Source organism: Streptomyces yatensis (assembly GCF_018069625.1).
GTDB lineage: Bacteria > Actinomycetota > Actinomycetes > Streptomycetales > Streptomycetaceae > Streptomyces > Streptomyces yatensis.
This window is the reverse complement of record NZ_CP072941.1, coordinates 7,814,736-7,837,085: the sequence shown is the minus strand read 5'-3', so window position 1 is coordinate 7,837,085 and position 22,350 is coordinate 7,814,736. Positions and strand designations below refer to the sequence as shown.

Genomic DNA, 22,350 nt, shown 5'->3' with positions numbered 1-22,350 from the left:
GCAGTGCCATAGGGAAGTGCTGGACCCCCTGCATATCATCAAGGCGACCAGGGAGCCTGGTAGGCACGAGAGCGAGGTCAAATGACACGAGACGAACTTGTCGATCTGGTCACGAGGATCATGGCCGGGGAGGGTACAGAAAAGAAACACGACGAACTGGTCCTCAAACTCAGGCATGTTCCGCACCCTCGCGTACTGGACCTGATTTACTATTCCGATCCGCCCCTCCCCCCGACAGAGGTCGTTGACAAAGCACTCGCTTATCGACCTATCGCACTGTGAATCCTCTTGCGTCAGGCGAGGACGATTAAGTATCGACTCCGCCGAGCGCGGGCAGCCCAACCCGCTTCACCACGGCGGGCCTGCTCATCCGCGCCCCCACCACCGCGCGTCGTCGGCTCGAGTGTCTCCCGCGACCTGCTGCGACCGGCACCCCTCGGGAGCGATGGCGTATTCGCACCACACCGTCTTGCCGACGCCCCGCTCCGCCACACCCCACTTCGAGGCCAGCGCGTCCACGAGCAGCAGCCCGCGTCCGTCCTCCGTCTCGTCTCCTTGGTTACGGAGCACGGGGCGCCGCTCGTCGCGGGCGTCGGACACCTCGATCCTGGCCGAAACGGGGGCCCGACGGCCGTCCCGGCTGGGCGGCGGCTGAACGCTGAGCCGCAGATGAAAGTGCCGACCGGGCACATGCCCATGGCTCACTGCGTTCGCCGCGAGTTCCCCCGCGATCAGCGCGAGGCTCTGCGAGGCGTCACTGTCTCGGGGGATGCCCCATTCCTCCAGTCTGCGGACGACGAGGCGCCGGGCGAGCCGGGCACCGTGCCGGGAAGAGGTGAAGAACATCTCGAACGTACCGCTAGGGGGATTTTCGCCATTCACGTCACCGAGCGTGGCGAAGCGCGCCTAGCCTGACCAGACGGGCGGCGGGTACGCAGGGTCGCGGTACGGGCACGGCCGGTGCCCGTACGGGAGGACCGCCGTGACGCCGAGGGGAAGGGGCGCGTTCTCGCGCAAGGAGGTGGGTGGGTCATGGCGGGTGACATCGTCAAGTGCATCGGCAGGCAGGTGAAGCTCTTCCGCGAACGGGCGGGGCTCACACAGGCGCAGTTGGGTGAGGCGATCGGGTACAGCGAGGAGCAGGTCTCCTCGGTCGAGCAGGGACGCCGGGTGCCACAGCCGGACTTCCTGGACGCGGCGGACGAGGCGCTGGAGGCGTTCGGGGTGCTGCGGGCCGCCAGGGAGGAAGTCGCCAACGTACAGCTCCCGGCGTTCTTCCGGGGCGCGGCACGGCTGGAGGCGCAGGCGGTCGAGTTCCACGCGTACGAGAACCAGGTGATCAACGGATTGCTCCAGACCGGCGATTACGCCCGCGCTGTCTTCACGATGCAACGCCCGATGCTGGGCGAGGAAACCATCGAGCAGCGGGTCACCGCCCGGTTGGCCCGGCAGGAACTCATCACTCGGCAACCCCCGCCCATCATGAGCTTCGTGACCGAGGAGGCGGTGTTGCGCCGACCATGCGGCGGAACACCGGTGATGCGCGCGCAGTTGGAACATCTGCTGCACATCGGCCGGATGCGAAATGTAGATCTTCAAGTCATGCCGACGGGGCTGGAGGAGCACGCCGGAGCGGGCGGCCCCTTTGCCTTGCTGGAGCCCAAGGGGCGCCAGATGATGGCCTACGTAGAGGCTCAGGACATCAGCAGATTGCTGACGGATCGCAAAGCGGTCCGCACGCTCGAACAGCGCTACGGGATCATCAGGGCCCAGGCTCTCACTCCACGGGAGTCGCTGGACTTCATCGAGAAACTGCGGGGAGAAACGTGAACGACAACGACATCGAACTGTCGTGGTTCAAGAGCAGCTACAGCAGCGGTGAGGGCGGCATGTGCGTCGAGGTGGCCGCCACCGCCGACACCGTCCGCGTACGGGATTCCAAGGACCGCCACGGATCACAACTCGCCTTCTCCATACGCCAGTGGGACGCGTTCATCGGCCGTCTCACGGCTGGGGAGTTCGGCGCGTAACCACCCGTTCGGGCCGCCCCGGGCAACCGGGGCGGCCGTTGTCTTCACCCGTGCCCGAGCGGCCTGCGCTCGACCTGGACCTACGACGCGACAGGCCGCCCGATGTCACTCCCGAATTGCCGCGCCCCACACCGCACCAACATGGTTCACTGCCGACGGACAACACCATCGCCAGAACCGACGAAGGGGAGTCGCCCGTGGCGCACGAGATTGATCCGTCCTTCCTTGCGCTGCCGCTGAGGGCGCTCGCCGACGCGGCGCTCGCGCGGGCTCGGGCGCTCGGGGCTGAGCATGCCGACTTCCGGTTCGAGCGGGTGCGCAGTGCCGCTTGGCGGTTGCGGGATGCCAGGCCGTCCGGGGCCTCGGACAACACCGACCTGGGGTACGCGGTGCGGGTGGTGCACGGTGGGGCGTGGGGGTTCGCTTCGGGGGTGGACCTGAGCATGGACGCCGCCGCCCGCGTCGCCTCGCAGGCGGTGGCGATGGCGAAGTTGTCGGCCAAGGTGATCGAGGCCGCCGGGTCCGATGAGCGGGTGGAGCTCGCGCCGGAGCCGGTGCATGCCGACCAGACCTGGGTCTCCTCGTACGAGGTCGACCCGTTCGAGGTGCCGGACGCCGACAAGACCGGGCTGCTCGCCGAGTGGAGTGAGCGGCTGCTGCGGGCCGAGGGGGTCGCGCACGCGGACGCGTCGCTCCTCACCGTTCACGAGAACAAGTTCTACGCGGACACCGCCGGCACCACGACCACCCAGCAGCGCGTCCGGCTCCATCCGCAGCTGACCGCCGTCGCGGTGGACCCGGCGAGCGGGGAGTTCGACTCGATGCGCACGCTGGCCCCGCCGGTCGGGCGCGGTTGGGAGTATCTGACCGCGGGCCCCGGCGCGGATGGCGGCTGGGACTGGGACGCGGAGTTGGCGGAGATCCCGGAACTGCTGGCCGAGAAGATGCGTGCGCCATCCGTCGAGGCCGGGTCGTACGACCTGGTGGTGGACCCGTCCAATCTGTGGCTGACCATCCACGAGTCGATCGGCCACGCCACCGAGCTGGACCGCGCGCTCGGCTACGAGGCGGCGTACGCGGGCACCTCCTTCGCCACCTTCGATCAGCTCGGGTCGCTGAAGTACGGGTCGCAGGTCATGAACGTGACCGGGGACCGGACGGCCGAGCACGGGCTGGCCACCATCGGGTACGACGACGAGGGGGTGGCGGCGCAGTCCTGGGATCTGGTGAAGGACGGCACGCTCGTCGGGTATCAGCTGGACCGCCGGATCGCCCGGCTGACCGGCTTCGAGCGGTCGAACGGCTGCGCGTTCGCCGACTCGCCGGGCCATGTGCCGGTGCAGCGGATGGCGAACGTATCGCTCCAGCCCGCCCCCGGCGGCCCCTCGACGGAGGAGCTGATCGGGGACGTCGAGAACGGTCTGTATCTGGTTGGCGACCGCTCCTGGTCGATCGATATGCAGCGGTACAACTTCCAGTTCACGGCGCAAAGGGCGTTCCGCATCAGGAACGGCGCTCTCGCCGGGCAGGTGCGCGACTTCGCCTACCAGGCCACCACCACCGACTTCTGGGGTTCGATGGCGGCCGTCGGCGGGCCGCAGACGTATGTCCTGGGCGGCGCCTTCAACTGCGGCAAGGCCCAGCCCGGGCAGATCGCGGCCGTCTCGCACGGCTGCCCGTCGGCGCTGTTCCGCGGCGTCAACATCCTCAACACCACCCAGGAGGCGGGACGCGCGTGAGTGACGTACGCGCGGCCGCCGGGCCGCAGCCGACGACGATTCCCGCGCCTCTGCGCCGCGCGGACGACAGTGCCCGCGGCGGAGCCGCTGAGGTAACGAGTAGCCGCTGCCGCGGCGGGGCGAACAGGGGAAAAGGATGAGCGTGAAGCCGCATGAAATCGTCGAGCGCGCCCTGGAGCTGTCCCGTGCGGACGGCTGTGTGGTGATCGCGAACGAGAGCTCGACGGCCAATCTGCGCTGGGCGGGCAACGCCCTGACGACCAACGGGGTCACCCGCGGCCGCACCCTGACCGTCGTGGCCACCGTGAACGGCGGACAGGGCACCGCCTCGGGTGTGGTGTCCCGGTCCGCGGTCACCGCCGACGAGCTGGAGCCGCTGGTCCGGGCCGCCGAGGCGGCCGCGCGGGAGGCGGAGCCGGCCGAGGACGCCCAGCCGCTGGTGGAGCGGGACGCGGGTGCGGCGGTCTCCCCCGGGTTCACCGACTCCCCCGCCGTGACCTCCTCCGAGGTGTTCGCCGACTTCGCCCCCGCCCTCGGCGAGTCCTTCGCCCGGGCCCGCGCGGGCGGCCGGGAGCTGTACGGCTTCGCCCACCATGAGCTGGTCTCCAGCTATCTGGGCACGTCCACGGGGCTGCGGCTGCGCCATGACCAGCCGACCGGCACGCTCGAGGTCAACGCCAAGTCCGCTGGTAATGGCAAGGCCGCACCGCGTTCGGCCTGGGCCGGGCGGGCCACCCGCGACTTCACCGATGTGGACCCGGCCGCGATCGACGCCGAGCTCGCCCGGCGGCTGGGCTGGGCCGAGCGGCGGATCGAGCTGCCGGCCGGCCGCTATGAGACGCTGCTGCCCCCGAGCGCCGTGGCCGATCTGCTGATCGACCAGCTGTGGTCCTCCTCGGCGCGGGACGCGGCCGAGGGCCGTACGGTCTTCAGCAAGCCGGGCGGTGGCACCCGGGTCGGCGAGAAGCTGTCCGAGCTGCCCCTCACGCTGCGCAGCGACCCGGCCGAGCCCGGGCTCGAGGCGGCGCCGTTCGTGATCACGCACTCCTCCGGGGACGACGCCTCGGTCTTCGACAACGGTCTGCCGCTGTCCGCCACCGACTGGATCCGCGACGGCGTACTCCAGCAGCTGATCACCACCCGGCACACGGCCGGTCTCACCGGGCTGCCCCTCGCTCCCCCGGTCGACAACCTGATCGCGGACGCGGGCGGCACCCGCTCGCTGGCGGAGATGGTCGCCTCGACCGAGCGCGGGCTGCTGCTGACCTGCCTGTGGTACATCCGCGAGGTCGACCCGGCGACGCTGCTGCTCACCGGCCTGACCAGGGACGGCGTCTATCTCGTGGAGAACGGCGAGGCGGTCGGCGAGGTGAACAATTTCCGGTTCAATGAATCGCCGGTGGATCTGCTCGCCCGCGCCACCGAGGCGGGCCGCACCGAGCGGACGCTGGCGCGGGAGTGGAGCGACTACTTCAACCGCGCCGCGGTGCCCGCACTGCGCATCCCGGACTTCAATATGAGCTCGGTCAGCAAGGGGGTGTGAACGAGCCGAATAGACTGGTCCACGCCCGATCTGATCCGTATCCGTTTCGTCTATCCCCAGGAACGCCATGACACGCCTCGGCGAATCCGTCGCCCGCGCCACCGAGCTCCTCTCCCAGGACCTCTCCTCCGACAAGACCGTCGAGCGGCTGCTCGAGGAGACGGGCTCGCGGCGCTATATCGATCTGACGGACCTGTCGCCGACGGAGCAGGCCGAGCTGATCGCGTCCCGTACGGTCGAGATCCTGCCCGGCGTGGCGGAGCTGGCCAAGCGGATCGAGGAGCGCCGCGGCGCGGGCCAGGGCCTGGCCATCAAGCTGGGCATCGACCCGACGGCCGCCGATGTGCATCTCGGCCATGTGGTGCCGATGATCATCCTCAACCGCTTCCAGCGCATGGGGCATGACGTCACCCTGCTGATCGGCGACTTCACGGCCAAGATCGGCGACCCGTCGGGCCGTACGGCGGAGCGCCCGCCGCTGACCGACGAGGACATCGCCCGGAACCTCGCGGGCTACCAGGACCAGGTCCGGCCCTTCTTCGACTTCGAGAAGGTCAGCTTCCGGCAGAACAGCGAGTGGCTGGCGCCCTACACCTTCCCCGAGCTGCTGGGGCTGCTCTCCCAGGTGCCGGTCTCCCAGCTGCTGCAGCGCGAGGACTTCCGCAACCGGCTGGCCGCCGGCTCGGGGCTCACCATGTCCGAGCTGCTGTACCCGATCGCGCAGGCCCTCGACTCGGTGGCGCTGGAGTGCGATGTGGAGCTGGGCGGCGCGGATCAGCTGCTCAATCTGCAGATGGGCCGCAAGCTGATGGAGCTGCGCGGGCAGCGCCCGCAGCTGGTGGTCACGATGCCGCTGATCGAGGGCACGGACGGCACCGGCGCCAAGATGTCCAAGTCCAAGGGCAACTATGTCGCGCTGTCCGCGACCGCCGACGATGTCTTCGGCAAGATCATGTCGATTCCGGACCGGCTGATGAAGCCGTACCTGGAGGCATGGACCGAGTGGACGGACGCGGAGATCGCCGCCGCGACCGCCCGGGTGGAGGAGCGGTCGCTGCACCCGATGGACCTGAAAAAGGTCCTGGCCGGTGAGGTCGTGGCGGCGCTGTACGGCGTCGAGAGGGCGATGGCGGCCCGTGCGGGTTTCGTCGCCCAGTTCTCCAAGAAGAGCTTCACCGACGTCGAGACGCTGCCGGTGGTCGACGCCGGGGAGCACGGCGCCGAGTCCATCGCGACCGTGCTGAGCAAGGTGCTGGAGTTCCAGCCCAGCGCCTCGGCCGCCCGCCGGGTCGCCAAGCAGAACGGTCTGCGGCTGGTGATCGAGACCGAGGGCGGCCAGGAGTCGGTGGTGCTGCCCGAGGCCCAGGCGGTGCGTCCGCTGGCCGAGGTGGTCGCGGAGACGCTGGCGTCCACCGGGGTGACGGCGGGCTCCGGCACGGTCTACCTCAAGGCCGGACGGAAGATCGCCCAGGTGAGCGGGGTGTAACTCGCGCGCCCCGGTGGGCGGGGGGTAGTCACCCGCCCGCCTCACCGCTGGACGCCGGACGAACGCGGCGGCCGGTGCGCGTCCACCACGCGCGCCGGCCGCCGCCGTCGCATCGGCACCCGGGCGGCCCGCCATCGGCGCCGTATCGGCACCCCGGCACCCGGCACCGCCGTCGCGTCGGCGACTCCGGCGCGGCCCGCCGCGTTCCCGGGGCCACCGCTCACGGTCCGCCGGTCAGGTCCGCGTCACACCACGTCTGTGTCCGCCGCCGCGGATGGAGTGCCACAGCGGGGTGCCCAGGGCCACGATCGCCACCGCGAACCCCAGCTGCAGCAGATGCCGGATCCAGTCGAAGCCCCCGGTGGTCCTGACCCCGATCCAGCCGGCCACCGCGTTCCCCAGCATGCCGCCGAGGATGCCGTAGATGCAGGTCAGCCAGAGCGGAATGGCCTGTTTGCCGGGCAGAATCGCCCTGGCGAGCACGCCCAGGATCAAACCCACGACGATCGCCCATAGCCAGTTCATGTCGCCTCCCTGACACGCGGCGAAGGGATGCACGGGAGATGCACATCCCCTCCAGTGTTCGGCCACTTCGGGTACGGCGCACGCGGGAGGGGTGGTACGCCTTTGGGCGCACCCCGGACGGCACCCGTCAGGGCGCCCCGGTCTCGAACCGACAGCAGACGCGGCGTAACGTTGAGTACGTCCCAGAGCGGGGGAAGCCCGCTCGGCGATCAGGTGGTGGAACGTGATGCGGAAGCATGGCGATGCGGAGGTCTTCCGGATCACCGGAGCCCGGCAGGGACTGGCCGATGATGTCCGCGGGCGGCAGCGCCGCTATGTGATCTCGATGTCGGTGCGGACCCTCGCGGTCGTGCTGGCGGCGGTGTTGTGGAACGTGGAGCGCCATGTGGCCATCGTCGCCCTGGTGCTGGGCGTGGTGCTGCCCTACGTCGCGGTGGTGATCGCCAACGCGGGCCGGGAGAACACCACTTCGCTGCCCACCACCTTCATCCCGACCCCGCCCCGCCCGATGCTGATCGCCGGGCGAGGTGAGGAGCCGACCGATTCCCGCCGGGCGGAATCCGTCCCGGAGGACGTCGGACATATCAGCGAGCCTGGACGGGGCGAGCGTGGCTGACCTGCCACGTTTCCGTAAGCTCAAGAAAACCTCAGATCAATAGTGCAGTACCGGTGCACCGGGCCCCATCCCTCGTGACATACTGCGTACGCGCTCCGCATCCCCCGTCGGAGCGACGGACCGACGCCGGGCGGCTCCCCCCGTGGCTGCCCGGCGTCGCCATGTCCGCCGGGCCTTCCGTAGAGTCTGCGGTGTGAACACCCGCGAGACCTCCGCCGAGACCGACACCGTGATCTGCTCCGCCAAGGGCTGCCGCGCCCCCGCGGTATGGGTCCTGGCCTGGAACAATCCCAAGCTGCACACCCCGGAGCGGCGCAAGACCTGGCTGGCCTGCGAGGAACACCGCGAGTATCTGTCGGAGTTCCTCGGGATGCGGGGCTTCCTCAAGGACGTGGTGACGCTGGCGGAGTGGTCGGCCACCGAAGACTGACCGCGGCCCCTCGCCCCCGCGGCCCCCAGCCCCACGAACCGTCAGCCGCCGATCGCCGACATCGGGCGGTCGGGCTGGAGGAACGACGGGTCGTCGAGCCCGGATCCGGCCTTCTTGCCCCACATCGCCAGCCGCCACAGCCGGGCGATCTCCTCGTCCGGGGCGCCGGAGCGCAGCGCTCCGCGCAGATCGGACTCCTCGCGCGCGAACAGACAGGTGCGCACCTGTCCGTCGGCGGTCAGCCGGGTGCGGTCGCAGGCGCGGCAGAAGGGGCGGGTGACCGAGGCGATGACGCCGACCCGGGCCGGGCCGCCGTCGACCAGCCAGCGCTCGGCGGGCGCGGAGCCGCGCTCGTCCTCGCCCTCGGCGGTGAGGGTGAAGCGGGTGCGCAGGCTCGTCAGGATGTCCCCGGCGGTGATCATGCCATCGCGCTTCCAGCCGTGCTGGGCGTCGAGCGGCATCTGCTCGATGAAGCGGAGCTCATAGTCGTTCTCCAGGGCCCAGGCGAGCAGGTCGGGCGCCTCGTCGTCGTTGAGCCCGGGCATCAGCACGGTGTTGACCTTCACCGGGGTCAGCCCGGCGGTGCGCGCCGCGTCGAGGCCGCGCAGCACATCGTGATGGCGCTTGCGCCGGGTCAGGGTCTGGAAGACCTCGGGGCGCAGGGTGTCGAGTGAGACATTGACCCGGTCCAGGCCCGCGTCGCGCAGGGCCTGGGCGGTGCGCTCCAGCCCGATGCCGTTGGTGGTGAGCGACATCTGGGGGCGCGGGGTGAGGGCCGCGCAGCGCTCCACGATGCCGACCAGACCGGGGCGCAGCAGTGGCTCACCGCCGGTGAAGCGGACCTCGGTGACCCCGAGGTCGTCGACGGCGATCCCGATCAGCCGGACTATCTCGTCGTCGGTGAGCAGATCGGGCTTGGCGAGCCACTGCAGGCCCTCTTCCGGCATGCAATAGGTGCAGCGCAGATTGCACCGGTCGGTCAGGGAGACCCGAAGGTCGGTGGCTACGCGACCATAGGTATCGATCAGCATGGTGGCGGCCCCTCCACGGTTGACGTCGCGTGCACTTGGTCAATTGTCCCGCAGCGTACGCGACGGGTGTGACAGGGAGGGGCCGCGCGGGTGGTCGGGGCAGGTCAGTGGGCGCCGTGGCCGGTGAGCGAGCGGACCTCCAGCTCGGCGTACTTGTCCTGGTCCGGCCGCTCCTTGGAGACGAGGGTGCCCAGCCAGCCGAGCAGGAAGCCCAGCGGGATGGAGATCAGTCCGGGGTTCTCCAGCGGGAACCAGTGGAAGTCCACATCCGGGAACATCGAGGTCTCCTTGCCCGAGACGACGGGCGAGAAGAGCACCAGGAAGACCGAGGAGATCAGCCCGCCGTAGATGGACCACAGCGCGCCCTGGGTGGTGAAGCGCTTCCAGAACAGGCTGTAGAGGATGGTCGGGAGGTTGGCGGAGGCGGCGACCGCGAAGGCGAGCGCCACGAGTCCGGCGACGTTGAGATCTCGTGCGAACACCCCGAGGACGACGGCGACGGTGCCGATGCCGACGGTGGCCCAGCGCGCCGCCGAGATCTCCTCCTTCTGCGTCGCCTTGCCCTTACGGATGACATTGGCGTACAGGTCGTGGGCGAAGGAGGACGAGGAGGCGAGGGTGAGTCCGGCGACCACGGCGAGGATCGTCGCGAACGCCACCGCGGAGATCACCGCGAGCAGGATGGCGCCGCCCGTGGAGTCCGCTCCGCCGCCGATCTCCTCGGCGAGCAGCGGGGCCGCGGTGTTGCCGGATTTATTGGAGGCGATGATGGCGTCGTGGTCGAGCAGGGCGGCGGCGCCGAAGCCCAGCGCGATGGTCATCAGGTAGAAGACGCCGATGATGCCGATGGCCCAGTTGACCGACTTACGGGCGGCCTGGGCGGTGGGCACGGTGTAGAAGCGGATCAGGATGTGCGGCAGTCCCGCGGTGCCCAGGACCAGGGCGATGCCGAGGGAGATGAAGTCGAGCTTGGTGGTGGCGTTGAGCCCGTACTTCAGCCCCGGCTCCAGGAACGACTCTCCGATGCCGCTGTTCTTGGCCGCCTCGCCCAGCAGGTCGGAGATGTTGAAGTTGAACTTCAGCAGCACCAGGAAGGTGATCAGCAGGGTGCCCGCGATCAGCAGCACGGCCTTGACCATCTGCACCCAGGTGGTGCCCTTCATGCCGCCGATGGTGACGTAGAGCATCATCACGACGCCCACCAGGACGACGATGAGGATCTTCCCGGCCTCGCTGGTGATGCCCAGCAGCAGGGAGACCAGCACGCCGGCGCCCGCCATCTGCGCCAGCAGATAGAAGATCGAGACGACGATGGTGGAGACGCCCGCGGCGGTGCGCACCGGGCGCTGGCGCATCCGGTAGGCGAGGACGTCGCCCATCGTGTAGCGCCCGGAGTTGCGCAGCGGTTCGGCGACCAGCAGCAGGGCGACCAGCCAGGCGACCAGGAATCCGATCGAGTACAGGAAGCCGTCGTAGCCGGAGAGCGCGATGGCGCCGGCGATGCCGAGGAAGGACGCGGCGGACATGTAGTCGCCGGAGATGGCGAGGCCGTTCTGGAAGCCGGAGAACTGGCGGCCGCCGGCGTAGAAGTCGTTGGCGTCCTTGGTCTGCCGGCCCGCCCAGACGGTGATGCCGAGGGTCGCCAGGACGAAGACCGCGAAGAGCGTGATGATCAGCGGCCGGTTGTCCGAGGCGCTCTCGGCCGCGAGCAGATGGGGGCTCATGAACGCTCCTCCATACGGGACTTGATCGCCTCGGCGCGGGGGTCGAGCTTGGCGGCAGCGTGGCGGGAGTACCACCAGGCGATGAGGAAGGTCGTCAGGAACTGGGCGAGCCCGAACACCAGGGCCACGTTGACATGGCCGACGACCTTGGTGCCCATGAAGTCGCCCGCGTAGTTGGACAGCAGCACATAGAGCAGGTACCAGCTGACGAAGGCGATGGTGAGCGGGAAGGCGAACGAGCGGTGGGCACCGCGCAGTTCGCCGAACTCCGCGCTCGCTTGCACCTCGGCGTAGGAAGAACGGTCTCGTTGCCGCTGATCGTCGGGACGATCATTGGCCGGTGCGGTATCCACGGTCTCTCCTGGTGAGTGGGTCCGACGGGGATGAATACGGCGGCGGAGGTGATCCAGATCACGCATGGTAGGGCGACGCCGACCCGCTACGACAGGGTCAGGTTGGTTGAGAGACGGATACGACTTCGAAGGAGGGATCGGCTCCGGGTACTGTGGCGGGTTTTCTTCCGGAATGCATTGATGTCCGACCTTGATCAGCGATAGCTTCCTTCGTCATGTACCCGCCCAGATGCCGACGGCGTCCGGGCGGCCCGTACGGATGAAGTGGAGACCCCATGGCTCATCTGAGATCGGCTCCTCCAAGACCCGGACGGCGGGCTGTTGACGGTCCGTCGGCTTCGCACCGCCCCATCGCCACACCCCGCCGCCTCTGCCCCGGTCCCGCGGCGTCCCGGGGCATCGAGGCGGCGTGCGGGATCCGCGCCCCGAGGGCGCGCACATTCGCTTGTGCGGATGACCCCGGCCGTACCGCGGCCGTTGACGCGGCCCACCGGGCCGCCGCCCGCGCCCGGGGGCTCCACGTCCCCCGAGTGGCGCGCTGAGCGCGCGTCCGCGCCCCCGGTCCGGAACGCTGTCCATCCAGCCCGGTCCGTCCGCACAGAGCCTTCTCACCCATTCGAGAGAACCGGAGTACCCATGACGCCGCGCCGCACCTCCCTGCCGCTGCGCACCGCCGCGATACCCGCCGCCATGGCGCTCACCACCGCGCTGGCCTTCCTGCCCACCACCGCCACCGCGCTCGGACGGGACGGCCACGCCGCCGCGGCCACCGCGGCCGACGGTCCGTCCCTGAGCTATGTCGTCAACACCCGCCCGGGGCAGGACCCGTCCCGGATCCGCAAGGCCATCGCCCAGGCCGGCGGCACGGTCGTCGTGTCGTACGACCGGATCGGCGTCATCGTCGTCCACTCCGCCAACGCGGACTTCGCCAAGAGCATCCGTAAGGTCCGCGGCGTCTCCTCCGCCGGTAACACCCGCACCGCCCCGCTGCCCGCCCAGTCCACCGACGACATCGACACGCCGAAGCTGCTGAGCGAGAAGGAGCGGCAGGCGGTGGCGGCGAAGGCCAAGGCCGGGCAGGACCCGCTGGAGCCGCTGCAGTGGGATCTGCCGGCGATCAAGGCGGACAAGGCGCATGAGAAGAGCCTGGGCAGCCGGAATGTCACCGTCGGGGTCATCGACACCGGTGTGGACGACACCCACCCGGACCTGGCGCCGAACTTCGACCGTAAGGCGTCCGTCAACTGTGTGACGGGCAAGCCGGACACCACCGACGGCGCCTGGCGGCCGACCGCGGAGGAGTCCCCGCACGGCACCCATGTCGCGGGTGAGATCGCCGCCGCGAAGAACGGCATCGGCGTCACCGGGGTGGCCCCGGGGGTCAAGGTCTCCGGTATCAAGGTGTCCACGACGGCCGGGTTCTTCTACACCGAGGCGGTCGTCTGCGGCTTCATCTGGGCCGCCGAGCACGGCGTGGACGTCACCAACAACAGCTATTACACCGACCCGTGGTACTTCAACTGCACCACCGACCCGGACCAGAAGGCCTTGGTCGAGGCGGTGCGCCGGGCCTCGTCGTACGCCGAGCGCAAGGGCGTGGTCAATGTGGCCGCGGCGGGCAACGAGAACTACGACCTGACCTCGGACACCATCACCGACCCCTCCAGCCCCAACGACACCACCCCCGGTGACCGGGAGGTGGACCCGAGCGTCTGCCTGGACATCCCGACCCAGTTGCCGGGTGTCGTCACGGTCGCCTCGACCGGCGCCAAGAACCTCAAGTCCTCGTTCTCCAACTACGGCCTCGGGATCATCGACATCGCGGCCCCCGGCGGCGACAGCACCATCTACCAGAAGCCGGAGCCCCCGGCCACCAGCGGCCTGATCTACAACACGCTGCCGGGCGGGCAGTACGGCTACATGGCGGGCACCTCGATGGCCTCGCCGCATGTCGCCGGTGTCGCGGCGCTCGTCAAGAGCACCCATCCGCACGCCTCCCCCGCGATGGTCAAGGCGCTGCTGAAGGCCGAGGCCGACGACCTCGCCTGCCCGACGCCGTACGACATCGACGGCGACGGCACGGCCGACGCGGTCTGCGAGGGCGGCAAGCGCTACAACGGCTTCTACGGCGCCGGGCTGGCGGACGCCCTGGACGCCGTCGAGAAGTGACCGGCTGACACAATGCACGGGCCGCCGGGGCGGAACAGCCCCCGGCGGCCCGTACGCGTTCCCCCATGTAGCGGCGAGAGGACCCCGTTCCCGTGCACCACGACGCCTCCTGGGGACCGCTGCCCCCGCGGTCGGCCTTCTGGCTGCTGATCCGGTTCGTGCTGACAGTGCTGCTGCTGCCGCTGTGGTGGGCGCTGATCGTGGTGATCTTCCTCGGCTTCATCGCCTTCGGGCTCGTGGCCGAGATCCTTACCGTCATCCCCGGGTTCGAGAAGGGCTTCCTCGGCCTGATCGACACGTTCGGGGACAGCGTGGCGGTGTGGCCCGCCTGGTGCGTGACGCTCCCGGAGCTGCGGCACGAAGGCGACGCGGCCTTCTACCGGGCCCGGGTCGACAAGCGCATCGCCACGTGGACCAGCAAGGAACTGGCCGCCCAGAAGGCGAAGAAGGCCCCGCCGCCGGGCCCGCACGACGTCTCCGTGCGCGAGTACCGCGGGGTGGGCGCGGGCTATGTCCTGGAGGCGGCGCGGGCCCGGGGCTGGGAGCTGAGCCATGACCGCCCCTCGGACCCGCTGCGGGTGGTGCGGCTGAGGCGGCTGCCGGTCACGGTCTGAGGAGCGCCGGTGGTGGCCCGAGGGGCGCTCGTTCCCGTCCGACCGGCCCCCCTTCACGGCCCGACGAGCGCCGGTTCCGGCCCGGGGCGCGGGACCGCCTCGCGCGTCGCTCCCGCCATCAGCAGCCACTGGGCGGCGATATAGATGGCCATGATCCAGAACTGGGGCACCGGCGGCCGTGGCCAGTCGGCGAGCCCGGCCGCGATCAGGGTGTCGGAGAGCATGAACAGCGCCCCGCCGAGACCGGTCCACGGGCCCGCACCGAGCGCGGCCAGCGCCATGACCGTCAGCAGCAGGCTGTAGCCCGCGACCGGAAGCCGCAGATCCGGTTCCAGGCCGGACCACAGCAGCGCCACCGTGCCCAGCCACGCGGCCCCGTACCCGGCGGCCACCCACGGCGCCGTACGAGGCCACCGGGCGCCGGTGAGCGGGGCGCCCCGCCCGGTGCGGGTGAACAGCGCCAGATAGCAGAGGTGCCCGGCCGCGAAGCACCCCATTCCGGCCAGGAAGGCGGTATCGCCGCCGATCTGCAGCAGCACATCGCCGCCACAGCCGCACACCAGCGCGGCGGGCAGCGGCCACGGCCCGCCGCGCACCAGCGCCCAGACGGCGAGAACGGGCATCAGGGCGGGCTTGGTGAGGTGGACGACGGTGGTGGCGTCCGCGAGCAGCGCGCCCAGGTGAACGGCGGTCAGCAGCGCGAAGAGGGCGGGCAGGGCCCTCCTCGCGCGCCCGGCGGCGGCCGTCACCGCGCGCTCTCGCCGACCGGCTCCCGCGGCCCGGGCTCCACAGCCGACCCGGCCTTCGGGACCGCCCCTGGCTTCGGGGCCGACCCGGGCTCCGGCGCCGCCCCCGCCTCAGGGGCCGATCCGGGCTCCGCAGCCGATCCGGCCTCAGGCACCGGCCCCGCCTCCGGGACCGGCCCGGGCTGCCAGCCCGGGCCCATGAAGACCCGGCCCGCCCGCTCGCGCCAGCCCCGCGCCGCCGCGATGTCGCGGGCGATGGCCGCGTACTCGTGCGTGGCCACCCGCAGCGGGTTGTAGGTGCCGATGTTCTTCGTCAGGCCGTAGACGGGCCGCTCGATCTCGGGGACGAAGGACCCGAAGAGCCGGTCCCAGACGATGAGGATGCCCCCGAAGTTGCGGTCCAGATAGCCGCCTTGGGAGGCGTGGTGGACGCGGTGGTGCGAGGGGGTGTTGAAGACGAACTCGATGGGGCGCGGCAGGGTGCCGATCCGCTCGGTGTGGATCCAGAACTGGTAGACGAGGTTCACCGACGAGCAGAACGCCACCGCCGCGGGGTGCACCCCGAGCGCGATCATCGGCACGTAGAACGGCCACACGGTCCAGGTCGTCCAGGGCTGCCGCAGGGCGGTGGTGAGGTTGAACTTCTCGCTGGAGTGGTGCACCACATGGCACGCCCACAGGATGCGGATGACATGGTGCCCGCGGTGCGACCAGTAGTAGAAGAAGTCCTGGGCGAGCAGCATCAGCGGCAGCGTCCACCACAGCACCGGGACGCGCAGTGGGGTGAGTTCGTAGATGGCGGCGTAGATCGCCACAATCGGGATCTTCCACACCAGGTCGAAGACGAGGCTCCCGAGCCCCATGGTGACGCTGGTCGCGGCGTCCTTCGCCGCGTAGCCCTCGGCATCGTCGTCGGGATGGAAGCGGTAGCTCACCATCTCCACGACGGTGAGCAGGACAAAGGCCGGTATCGACCACAGCACGGCATTGGGCAGGTGCGGCATGTCCGCAACATAGAACCGCTCATAAGGCCGCCGCTAGGGGTAGTTACCAACAAGTATGGTAGATGAGATGTCAACAAGAGGGGTCGCCCAGGAGCGCATGGCCGATTAAGCTCCCCGCCTGTGCGCAGAGCCAGAGAACGGTTCCGGACCGGCGGCATAGCCCTCGCCTGCTTGCTGTCGGCCCTCACCACGGGGTGCTCCTCCGGGTCGGGCGGCGATGACTCCCCCTCACCCCTGATGTCCGCGGTCGGGCACATATCGGTCGCGGGCGCGACGGGGGCCCAGGTCTCCTATCTCGACGCCGACCGGGTGCGCTCGCTGGAGAAGGGCGGCTCCGAGCGGTTCCGCACCATCGGCCGGCCGGGCAACCCGCTGCTGAGCGGCTACCGCTTCAACGCCCATGCCTACGGGCTCGATCCGGCCATGATCGACACCGATGTGACCAATGGCTACGCCGGGCACTGGGACGGCTCCTTCGACGCGGACCGCATCACCGCCAAGCTCAAGGCGGGCGGATTCGCCCGGAGCACCTGGCACGGCGAGACCATCTGGAAGAAGGAGGGCATCACCCTTCGGGTCGGCCAGGACGAGCTCTCCTTCGGCTTCGCCGGCAAGGACCTGTCCTCGGTGCGCCCGGCCAAGGGCAAGTCCCTGGCGGACGACCCGGATTACCAGGCCCTGGACCGCTGCCTGGGCGATGTCTACCGCGTCGACTTCGGCGGGAAGAACGCCAAGAGCGCGGTGCGCCTGTCGGCCACCGGACAGCTCGCGAAGTCCGCGAAGCAGACATCCGGGGTCATCTGCGCCCTCACCGACGGCAAACGGACCGCCGAGCGCGCCGCCGACCGGCTGAAGTCCGTCATCGAGCAGCGGGCCCCGCGCTTCGACGGCGCCAAGGTGACCGTTCTCACCGGGGATTCACCCGGGGTGAAGGTGACGGTGCCCGACCGCCCGGAGGACAAGCGCGCAGGCCGTCTCCTCACCAGCAACATCGATCTGCAGCTGGCCCTCTCCGACCTCTGACCCACCGGCCGGCCCCGACGCCCCGTCAACCCCGGGGCTCCGGCTGCCCCGACCGGCCCACCGGTCAGGGTTGTCGGCGGCGGCCCGTATCCTCATTGACCATGCTCGAAGACCCCACGACAGCCGCACCGCACCCCGCACCGCCGTCCTCCTGGCCGGCCACCTATCCGCAGGGTTACGCGGTCGTCGACGTGGAGACCACCGGCCTCGCCCGCGACGACCGGATCGTCTCCGCGGCGGTCTATCAGCTCGACGCCCGGGGCGCGGTGCAGGACCACTGGTACACCCTGGTCAATCCGCAGCGCGATCCCGGCCCGGTGTGGATCCACGGCCTCACCGAGGAGGTGCTCGAGGGCGCCCCGCGCTTCCCCGAGATCGCCGGGGAGCTCGCCGAGCGCCTGGCCGACCGCGTCCTGGTCGCGCACAACGCCGCCTTCGACTGGTCGATGCTCGCACGGGAGTACGCCCGCTCGAAGAGCGCCGCGCCCGTGCGGCAGCGGCTGTGCACCATCGCCCTCTCCAAGGAGCTGGGCCTGCCGCTGCCCAACCACAAGCTGGAGACCCTGGCCGCGCACTACGGAGTGGTGCAGCGGCGCGCCCACCACGCCCTGGACGACGCGCGGGTGCTCGCCGAGACCTTCCGGCCCAGCCTCCACCGGGCCGCCGAGACCGGGCTGCGCCTGCCCCTGCTTGCCTGCCAGCCGCTCACCGAGTGGTCCGACGGCCCGGCGATCGGCCGCCAGCGGTCGTACCGGCAGACCTGGCGCCCCAGCCGCAAGCGCCCCGCCTGCCCCTACCCCAACCCCGGGCGGTACGAGCCGGGCGGGCAGCTGGTCCAGGGCATGCGGGTGGCGTTCTCCGGGGACACCTCCGTCGACCGCGAGCTGCTGGAGGACCGGGCGATCGAGGCCGGGCTGCACGTGGCCACCAGCGTCTCCCGGCTCACCAGCGTGCTGGTCACCAACGACCCCGACTCGCCCACGTCCAAGACCGCCAAGGCCCGCTCCTTCGGCACCCCCGTCATCGACGAGGCGGCCTTCATGCAGCTCCTCCAGGACGTCACCCCCGCGCCGCCGACAAACAGGTGAAGTCGGCGCGACGCGCCCGCCCGCCGCTCGCCCGCCACCGCGCGGGCCCGCACGCTGAGGCGCATGGCACGTTGCGAGGTATGCGGAAACGACTACCGGATGACATTCGAAGTGCACGCGCAGGGCAATGTGCACGTCTTCGACTGTTTCCAGTGCGCCATCCACCGCATGGCGCCCATCTGCGAACACTGCCGCGCCCAGATCATCGGGCAGGGCGTGGAGGCGGACGGCCAGTTCTACTGCTGTGCGCACTGCGCGCGGGCGGAAGGGAAGGTGGGCATCGTCGACCATGTGTGACCCCGACCACCTGCGTGGATTGTGCCTGGGCCGCCCCCAGCGGCCGAGGGACAATCCACGCCGAGTAGGGTCAAGGACGTGTACCGCTTCCTGTTGACCCGGCAGTGGGTGATCCTCACACTTGTCGCCCTGGCGCTGATCCCGACGATGATCAGGCTGGGTTTCTGGCAGCTGCACCGCCATGAGCACCGGGTCGCGCAGAACCAGCTGATCGGGGACAGCCTCGACGCCCCGGCCGTGGCCGTCGGCAAGCTCACCTCCCCCGGCCGTACGGTGGCCCGCGACGACACCTGGCGCACGGTGACCGCCACCGGCACCTATGACACCGCCCATGAGGTCGTCGTCCGCCAGCGCACCGGCTCCGACGAGCAGTCCATCGGCTACTTCGTCCTGACTCCGCTGCTGCTCCCGGACGACCGCGCGGTCCTGGTCAACCGCGGCTGGATCCCGGCCGGCGCGGACCTCACCGCGTACCCCAAGGTCCCCGCCGCCCCCTCCGGCAAGGTCACCGTCACCGGCCGGCTGAAGGCCGACGAGACCACCGGCAACAGCGGCATCAAGGACAAGCAGGGGCTGCCGCCCCGCCAGGTCTCGCTGATCAACAGCGAGCAGCAGGCGAAGGCGCTGTCCCGGCCCGTCCTCGGCGGCTATATCGAGCTCACCTCGTCCTCCCCCAAGGGCGACAAGCAGCCCCAGCCGGTCCCCGAGCCCAACCACAGCGACATCGGCCCGCATATGGCGTACGCCGTCCAGTGGTGGCTGTTCTCCGCCGGTGTGCCCATCGGCTGGGTGGTCCTGGCCCGCCGCGAGCGCCGGGACCGCGCCGCCGAGGCCGCGAAGGCGGCGGCCACCCCGGAGGAAAAGGTCCCCGCCGCGGCCACGGCGGACTGAGCACCCTCAGGGCCTAGGATCCGGCTTCCGGGGGAAGGCGCCCCGACATGGCCCAGCACATCGACGACTACGCCCTCATCGGTGACCACCAGACGGCGGCCCTGATCAGCCGCCATGGCTCGATCGACTGGCTGTGCCTGCCCCGCTTCGACTCACCGGCCTGTTTCGCCGCGCTCCTCGGCGGCCCCGACAACGGCCACTGGCGGCTCGCCCCCAAGGACGCGGGCGCCTGCACCCGCCGCGGCTACCTCGACGACTCCCTCGTCCTGGAGTCGGTCTGGGAGACGGAGACCGGCACCGTCAAGGTCATCGACTTCATGCCGCAGCGCGATCGCGCCCCCGACGTCGTCCGCATCGTCGAGGGCGTCTCCGGCAGCGTCGAGATGCTCGGCGTCCTCAGGCTCCGCTTCGACTACGGCCGGATCGTCCCCTGGATGCGCCGCACCGACGGCCACCGGATCGCGGTCGCCGGACCGGACTCCGTATGGCTGCGCTCGGAGCCCGAGGTCCACACCTACGGCAAGGACTTCAGCACCCGCTCCGAGTTCACCGTCTCGGCCGGGGACCGGGTGGCGTTCGTGCTCACCTGGCACCCCTCGCACGAGCCCCGCCCCCGGCTCATCGACCCGTACGACTCCCTCCGCTCCAGCCTCGCGGACTGGCGCGACTGGGCCGCCCGCTGCCGCTACGAGGGCCCCCACCGAGACGCCGTCATCCGCTCCCTGATCACCCTCAAAGCGCTCACCTACGCCCCGAGCGGCGGCATCGTCGCGGCCCCCACCACCTCGCTGCCCGAACAGCTCGGCGGGGTCCGCAACTGGGACTACCGCTACTGCTGGCTGCGCGACTCCACCCTCACGCTGAACGCCCTGCTCCGCGCCGGCTACCACGAGGAGGCCGCCGCCTGGCGCGACTGGCTGCTGCGCGCGATCGCCGGCGACCCGGCCGAGCTGCAGATCATGTACGGCCTCAGGGGCGAGCGCCGGCTCCATGAGCACGAGCTGCCCTGGCTGGAGGGGTACGAGCGCTCCACCCCCGTCCGGGTCGGCAACGGCGCGGTCGGCCAGCGCCAGCTCGACGTCTACGGCGAGGTGCTCGACACCCTCCACCTCGCCCGCGCCGCCGGGCTGCCCGCCGAACCGCACGCCTGGAAGATCCAGACCGCGCTCATGGACTTCCTGGAGTCCGCCTGGCGCGACCCCGACGAGGGGCTGTGGGAGGTCCGCGGACCCCGCCGCCACTTCGTCCACTCCAAGGTCATGGCCTGGGTGGCCGCCGACCGCGCCGTCCGCGCCATGGAGGCCGCCCCCGAGCTGAGCGGCGACGTGAACCGCTGGCGCGCCATGCGCGACGCCGTCCACCGCGAGGTCTGCGAAAAGGGCTACGACCCCGAGCGGTCCACCTTCACCCAGTCCTACGGCTCCTCCGAGCTGGACGCCGCGGCCCTGCTCATCCCCCGCGTCGGCTTCCTCCCCGCCACCGACCCCCGCGTCATCGGCACCATCGACGCCGTACGCCGCGAGCTCAGCGCGGACGGCCTGATCCGCCGCTACACCGCCGTCGACCGGGTGGACGGCCTCCCCGGCTCCGAGGGCGCCTTCCTCGCCTGCTCCTTCTGGCTCGCCGACGCCCTCCACCTGGCCGGCCGCCACAAGGACGCCCGCGCGCTCTTCGAACGCCTCCTCGCGCTGCGCAACGACGTCGGGCTGCTCGCCGAGGAGTACGACCCGGCGACCGGGCGGCAGCTCGGCAACTTCCCCCAGGCGTTCAGCCATATCGGGCTCGTGGGGACCGCCCTCACCCTCACGGAGCGGCCCAGGGCAGACTGACTCCATGGATCTTGGACTCAAAGACCGGGTGTACATCGTCACCGGAGCCACCCGCGGGCTGGGCCTGGCCGCCGCCCGTGAGCTGATCGCCGACGGTGCGAAGGCCGTCATCACCGGCCGCGACGCCGATACGGCGGCCGCCGTCGCCGCCGACCTCGGCCCGAACGCCGTCGGCGTCGCCGCCGACAACGCCGACCCCGAGGCCGCGGCCCGGCTCATCGCCACCGCCCGCGAGCGCTTCGGCGGCTTCGACGGCGTCCTGATCAGCGTCGGCGGCCCGCCGGCCGGGCTGACGGCCGACATCACCGACGCCCAGTGGCGGGCCGCCTTCGACTCCGTCTTCCTCGGCGCGGTCCGCTTCGCCCGTACGGCCGCCGAGCAGCTGCCCTCCGGCGGCGTGATCGGCTTCGTCCTCTCCGGCTCCGTCCGCGAACCGATCCCCGGCCTCACCGTCTCCAACGGCCTGCGACCCGGCCTCGCCGGTTTCGCCAAGTCCCTCTCCCTCGAGGTCGGCCCCCGCGGCATCCGCGTCGTGGGCCTCCTCCCGGCCCGCATCGACACCGACCGCGTCCGCGAGCTCGACGCCCTCTCCGGCGACGCGGAGGCCTCGCGGGAGCGGAACGCGGCGGCGATTCCGCTGCGGCGGTATGGGACGCCCGAGGAATTCGGCAAGGCCGCCGCGTTTCTGCTGTCGCCGGCGGCGTCGTACCTGACGGGGCTGATGCTGCCGGTGGATGGTGGGGCCCTGCACAACATCTGAGGGCCTTGGGTGGGGTGGCCGGCGGCCGCCCGCGCAACACCGATGTGCGGCTCCCTGGCGCGGGAGGGGGCTCCGGCCTCTCGTCCGCCCAGACTAGGACCTGGGCCCGGCCGGACGCCCGGTGCGGACCGTGGGCGCCTCCGGCGGAAAGCCCCCACCCCGCCCCTTCCCGAAAGATGGTGCTCCGCCCCCTCACCCCCGCCGGGGCTCCGCCCCGGACCCCGCTCCTCAAACGCCGGAGGGGCTGAATTTTCCGCCCCGGACAGGCGGCCTGTGGCCACCGGGGCGCGGTCGCCGGACGAGGCAGGAGGGGGCGGGGCCGCACCCGGCCCCGGACCGAACGTGGGACGGGCAGGCGCCCGGTGCCACTGGGGCGCGGTCGCCGACGAGGCGGGAGGGGGTGGGGTCGGAGGGGTGGTGTTCTGGACGCTTACGTGTATTTGTGGCGCCAA

Annotated in this window: 23 protein-coding genes; 16 read left to right on the top strand and 7 right to left on the bottom strand. The window is 70.8% G+C overall.

Going from position 1 to position 22,350, the window contains the following annotated elements; all coding sequences use genetic code 11:
- Positions 1–81 precede the first annotated feature (81 nt).
- Positions 82–282 (top strand): bacteriocin immunity protein, encoded by a 201-nt coding sequence (locus J8403_RS32720; RefSeq protein ID WP_211126305.1) that lies wholly within the window; start codon positions 82–84, stop codon positions 280–282.
- An 84-nt stretch (positions 283–366) separates the two neighbouring features.
- Here the strand turns inward: J8403_RS32720 and J8403_RS32715 are convergent, their stop codons facing one another.
- Complete coding sequence (locus J8403_RS32715; RefSeq protein WP_211126304.1) at positions 367–846, bottom strand: ATP-binding protein; 480 nt, start codon at positions 844–846, stop codon at positions 367–369.
- A 186-nt stretch (positions 847–1,032) separates the two neighbouring features.
- Here J8403_RS32715 and J8403_RS32710 point away from each other — a divergent pair, with 186 nt between their 5' ends.
- The 5 genes from J8403_RS32710 to tyrS all read left to right on the top strand — a co-directional run bounded on the left by J8403_RS32710 (position 1,033) and on the right by tyrS (position 6,798).
- Entirely contained in the window at positions 1,033–1,830 is a 798-nt protein-coding gene (locus J8403_RS32710; RefSeq protein WP_211126303.1) for a helix-turn-helix domain-containing protein, read from the top strand.
- Positions 1,827–2,030: a DUF397 domain-containing protein gene (locus J8403_RS32705; protein ID WP_211126302.1), complete on the top strand. Its 204-nt coding sequence runs from the start codon at positions 1,827–1,829 to the stop codon at positions 2,028–2,030. Before J8403_RS32710 ends, J8403_RS32705 begins: the two co-directional genes overlap by 4 nt.
- 197 nt (positions 2,031–2,227) lie before the next feature.
- The gene (locus J8403_RS32700; RefSeq protein ID WP_211126301.1) at positions 2,228–3,769 is read left to right on the top strand and encodes a TldD/PmbA family protein; all 1,542 of its coding nucleotides are present in this window, start codon (positions 2,228–2,230) and stop codon (positions 3,767–3,769) included.
- Positions 3,770–3,905: 136 nt separating this feature from the next.
- Positions 3,906–5,312 (top strand): metallopeptidase TldD-related protein, encoded by a 1,407-nt coding sequence (locus J8403_RS32695; RefSeq protein WP_211126300.1) that lies wholly within the window; start codon positions 3,906–3,908, stop codon positions 5,310–5,312.
- Positions 5,313–5,379: 67 nt separating this feature from the next.
- Positions 5,380–6,798 (top strand): tyrosine--tRNA ligase, encoded by a 1,419-nt coding sequence (gene tyrS, locus J8403_RS32690; RefSeq protein ID WP_211126299.1) that lies wholly within the window; start codon positions 5,380–5,382, stop codon positions 6,796–6,798.
- 234 nt (positions 6,799–7,032) lie between these two features.
- On the opposite strand, the gene J8403_RS32685 is transcribed toward tyrS, so the two are convergent.
- Positions 7,033–7,323, bottom strand: coding sequence for a GlsB/YeaQ/YmgE family stress response membrane protein (locus tag J8403_RS32685; RefSeq protein ID WP_211126298.1), 291 nt, complete (start codon positions 7,321–7,323; stop codon positions 7,033–7,035).
- A 226-nt stretch (positions 7,324–7,549) separates the two neighbouring features.
- Between J8403_RS32685 and J8403_RS32680 the strand changes: the two genes are divergently transcribed.
- The gene (locus J8403_RS32680; protein WP_059147090.1) at positions 7,550–7,939 is read left to right on the top strand and encodes a DUF3099 domain-containing protein; all 390 of its coding nucleotides are present in this window, start codon (positions 7,550–7,552) and stop codon (positions 7,937–7,939) included.
- A gap of 193 nt (positions 7,940–8,132) precedes the next feature.
- On the top strand, positions 8,133–8,369 hold the full coding sequence (locus tag J8403_RS32675; RefSeq protein ID WP_093460799.1) for a hypothetical protein: 237 nt from the start codon (positions 8,133–8,135) through the stop codon (positions 8,367–8,369).
- A gap of 41 nt (positions 8,370–8,410) precedes the next feature.
- Here the strand turns inward: J8403_RS32675 and moaA are convergent, their stop codons facing one another.
- From moaA to J8403_RS32660, 3 genes are all read right to left on the bottom strand, one after another.
- The gene (moaA, locus tag J8403_RS32670) at positions 8,411–9,400 is read right to left on the bottom strand and encodes a GTP 3',8-cyclase MoaA (protein WP_211126297.1); all 990 of its coding nucleotides are present in this window, start codon (positions 9,398–9,400) and stop codon (positions 8,411–8,413) included.
- A gap of 104 nt (positions 9,401–9,504) precedes the next feature.
- On the bottom strand, positions 9,505–11,124 hold the full coding sequence (locus J8403_RS32665; protein WP_211126296.1) for a solute symporter family protein: 1,620 nt from the start codon (positions 11,122–11,124) through the stop codon (positions 9,505–9,507).
- Complete coding sequence (locus tag J8403_RS32660; RefSeq protein ID WP_059147086.1) at positions 11,121–11,477, bottom strand: DUF485 domain-containing protein; 357 nt, start codon at positions 11,475–11,477, stop codon at positions 11,121–11,123. The genes J8403_RS32665 and J8403_RS32660 overlap by 4 nt, the downstream gene beginning before the upstream one ends.
- Positions 11,478–12,113: 636 nt before the next feature.
- Between J8403_RS32660 and J8403_RS32655 the strand changes: the two genes are divergently transcribed.
- Positions 12,114–13,646, top strand: coding sequence for a S8 family peptidase (locus J8403_RS32655; RefSeq protein ID WP_246586096.1), 1,533 nt, complete (start codon positions 12,114–12,116; stop codon positions 13,644–13,646).
- 92 nt (positions 13,647–13,738) lie between these two features.
- Positions 13,739–14,260: a hypothetical protein gene (locus J8403_RS32650; RefSeq protein ID WP_211126295.1), complete on the top strand. Its 522-nt coding sequence runs from the start codon at positions 13,739–13,741 to the stop codon at positions 14,258–14,260.
- Positions 14,261–14,313: 53 nt separating this feature from the next.
- Here J8403_RS32650 and J8403_RS32645 read toward each other — a convergent pair whose 3' ends face one another.
- Together J8403_RS32645 and J8403_RS32640 are read right to left on the bottom strand one after the other, a co-directional pair.
- Positions 14,314–15,009: a lysoplasmalogenase gene (locus J8403_RS32645; protein WP_211126294.1), complete on the bottom strand. Its 696-nt coding sequence runs from the start codon at positions 15,007–15,009 to the stop codon at positions 14,314–14,316.
- Positions 15,006–16,010 carry a sterol desaturase family protein gene (locus J8403_RS32640; protein ID WP_246586095.1) on the bottom strand — a complete coding sequence of 335 codons (1,005 nt, stop codon included), beginning with the start codon at positions 16,008–16,010 and terminating at the stop codon, positions 15,006–15,008. Before J8403_RS32640 ends, J8403_RS32645 begins: the two co-directional genes overlap by 4 nt.
- 120 nt (positions 16,011–16,130) lie before the next feature.
- Between J8403_RS32640 and J8403_RS32635 the strand changes: the two genes are divergently transcribed.
- The 6 genes from J8403_RS32635 (at position 16,131) to J8403_RS32610 (ending at position 21,898) form a co-directional block, all read left to right on the top strand.
- On the top strand, positions 16,131–17,033 hold the full coding sequence (locus J8403_RS32635) for a hypothetical protein (RefSeq protein WP_211126293.1): 903 nt from the start codon (positions 16,131–16,133) through the stop codon (positions 17,031–17,033).
- Positions 17,034–17,134: 101 nt separating this feature from the next.
- On the top strand, positions 17,135–18,121 hold the full coding sequence (locus tag J8403_RS32630; protein ID WP_211126292.1) for a DEDDh family exonuclease: 987 nt from the start codon (positions 17,135–17,137) through the stop codon (positions 18,119–18,121).
- Between the two features lie 63 nt (positions 18,122–18,184).
- Positions 18,185–18,418 (top strand): hypothetical protein, encoded by a 234-nt coding sequence (locus J8403_RS32625; RefSeq protein ID WP_037949523.1) that lies wholly within the window; start codon positions 18,185–18,187, stop codon positions 18,416–18,418.
- Positions 18,419–18,496: 78 nt separating this feature from the next.
- Entirely contained in the window at positions 18,497–19,309 is an 813-nt protein-coding gene (locus tag J8403_RS32620; protein WP_211126291.1) for an SURF1 family cytochrome oxidase biogenesis protein, read from the top strand.
- A gap of 47 nt (positions 19,310–19,356) precedes the next feature.
- A complete protein-coding gene (locus J8403_RS32615) occupies positions 19,357–21,138 on the top strand; it encodes a glycoside hydrolase family 15 protein (RefSeq protein ID WP_211126290.1) in 1,782 nt (593 codons plus the stop codon).
- A gap of 4 nt (positions 21,139–21,142) precedes the next feature.
- Positions 21,143–21,898 carry an SDR family oxidoreductase gene (locus J8403_RS32610; RefSeq protein WP_211126289.1) on the top strand — a complete coding sequence of 252 codons (756 nt, stop codon included), beginning with the start codon at positions 21,143–21,145 and terminating at the stop codon, positions 21,896–21,898.
- Positions 21,899–22,350 lie beyond the last annotated feature (452 nt).

What these genes read in the sequence shown, in the direction of transcription:
- J8403_RS32720 (WP_211126305.1), top strand. Translation starts at nt 82, where the DNA reads ATGACACGAGACGAACTTGTCGATCTGGTCACGAGGATCATGGCCGGG.
- J8403_RS32715 (WP_211126304.1), bottom strand. Translation starts at nt 846, where the DNA reads ATGTTCTTCACCTCTTCCCGGCACGGTGCCCGGCTCGCCCGGCGCCTC.
- J8403_RS32710 (WP_211126303.1), top strand. Translation starts at nt 1,033, where the DNA reads ATGGCGGGTGACATCGTCAAGTGCATCGGCAGGCAGGTGAAGCTCTTC.
- J8403_RS32695 (WP_211126300.1), top strand. Translation starts at nt 3,906, where the DNA reads ATGAGCGTGAAGCCGCATGAAATCGTCGAGCGCGCCCTGGAGCTGTCC.
- tyrS (WP_211126299.1), top strand. Translation starts at nt 5,380, where the DNA reads ATGACACGCCTCGGCGAATCCGTCGCCCGCGCCACCGAGCTCCTCTCC.
- J8403_RS32685 (WP_211126298.1), bottom strand. Translation starts at nt 7,323, where the DNA reads ATGAACTGGCTATGGGCGATCGTCGTGGGTTTGATCCTGGGCGTGCTC.
- J8403_RS32680 (WP_059147090.1), top strand. Translation starts at nt 7,550, where the DNA reads ATGCGGAAGCATGGCGATGCGGAGGTCTTCCGGATCACCGGAGCCCGG.
- moaA (WP_211126297.1), bottom strand. Translation starts at nt 9,400, where the DNA reads ATGCTGATCGATACCTATGGTCGCGTAGCCACCGACCTTCGGGTCTCC.
- J8403_RS32665 (WP_211126296.1), bottom strand. Translation starts at nt 11,124, where the DNA reads ATGAGCCCCCATCTGCTCGCGGCCGAGAGCGCCTCGGACAACCGGCCG.
- J8403_RS32655 (WP_246586096.1), top strand. Translation starts at nt 12,114, where the DNA reads ATGACGCCGCGCCGCACCTCCCTGCCGCTGCGCACCGCCGCGATACCC.
- J8403_RS32640 (WP_246586095.1), bottom strand. Translation starts at nt 16,010, where the DNA reads ATGCCGCACCTGCCCAATGCCGTGCTGTGGTCGATACCGGCCTTTGTC.
- J8403_RS32630 (WP_211126292.1), top strand. Translation starts at nt 17,135, where the DNA reads ATGCTCGAAGACCCCACGACAGCCGCACCGCACCCCGCACCGCCGTCC.
- J8403_RS32625 (WP_037949523.1), top strand. Translation starts at nt 18,185, where the DNA reads ATGGCACGTTGCGAGGTATGCGGAAACGACTACCGGATGACATTCGAA.
- J8403_RS32615 (WP_211126290.1), top strand. Translation starts at nt 19,357, where the DNA reads ATGGCCCAGCACATCGACGACTACGCCCTCATCGGTGACCACCAGACG.
- J8403_RS32610 (WP_211126289.1), top strand. Translation starts at nt 21,143, where the DNA reads ATGGATCTTGGACTCAAAGACCGGGTGTACATCGTCACCGGAGCCACC.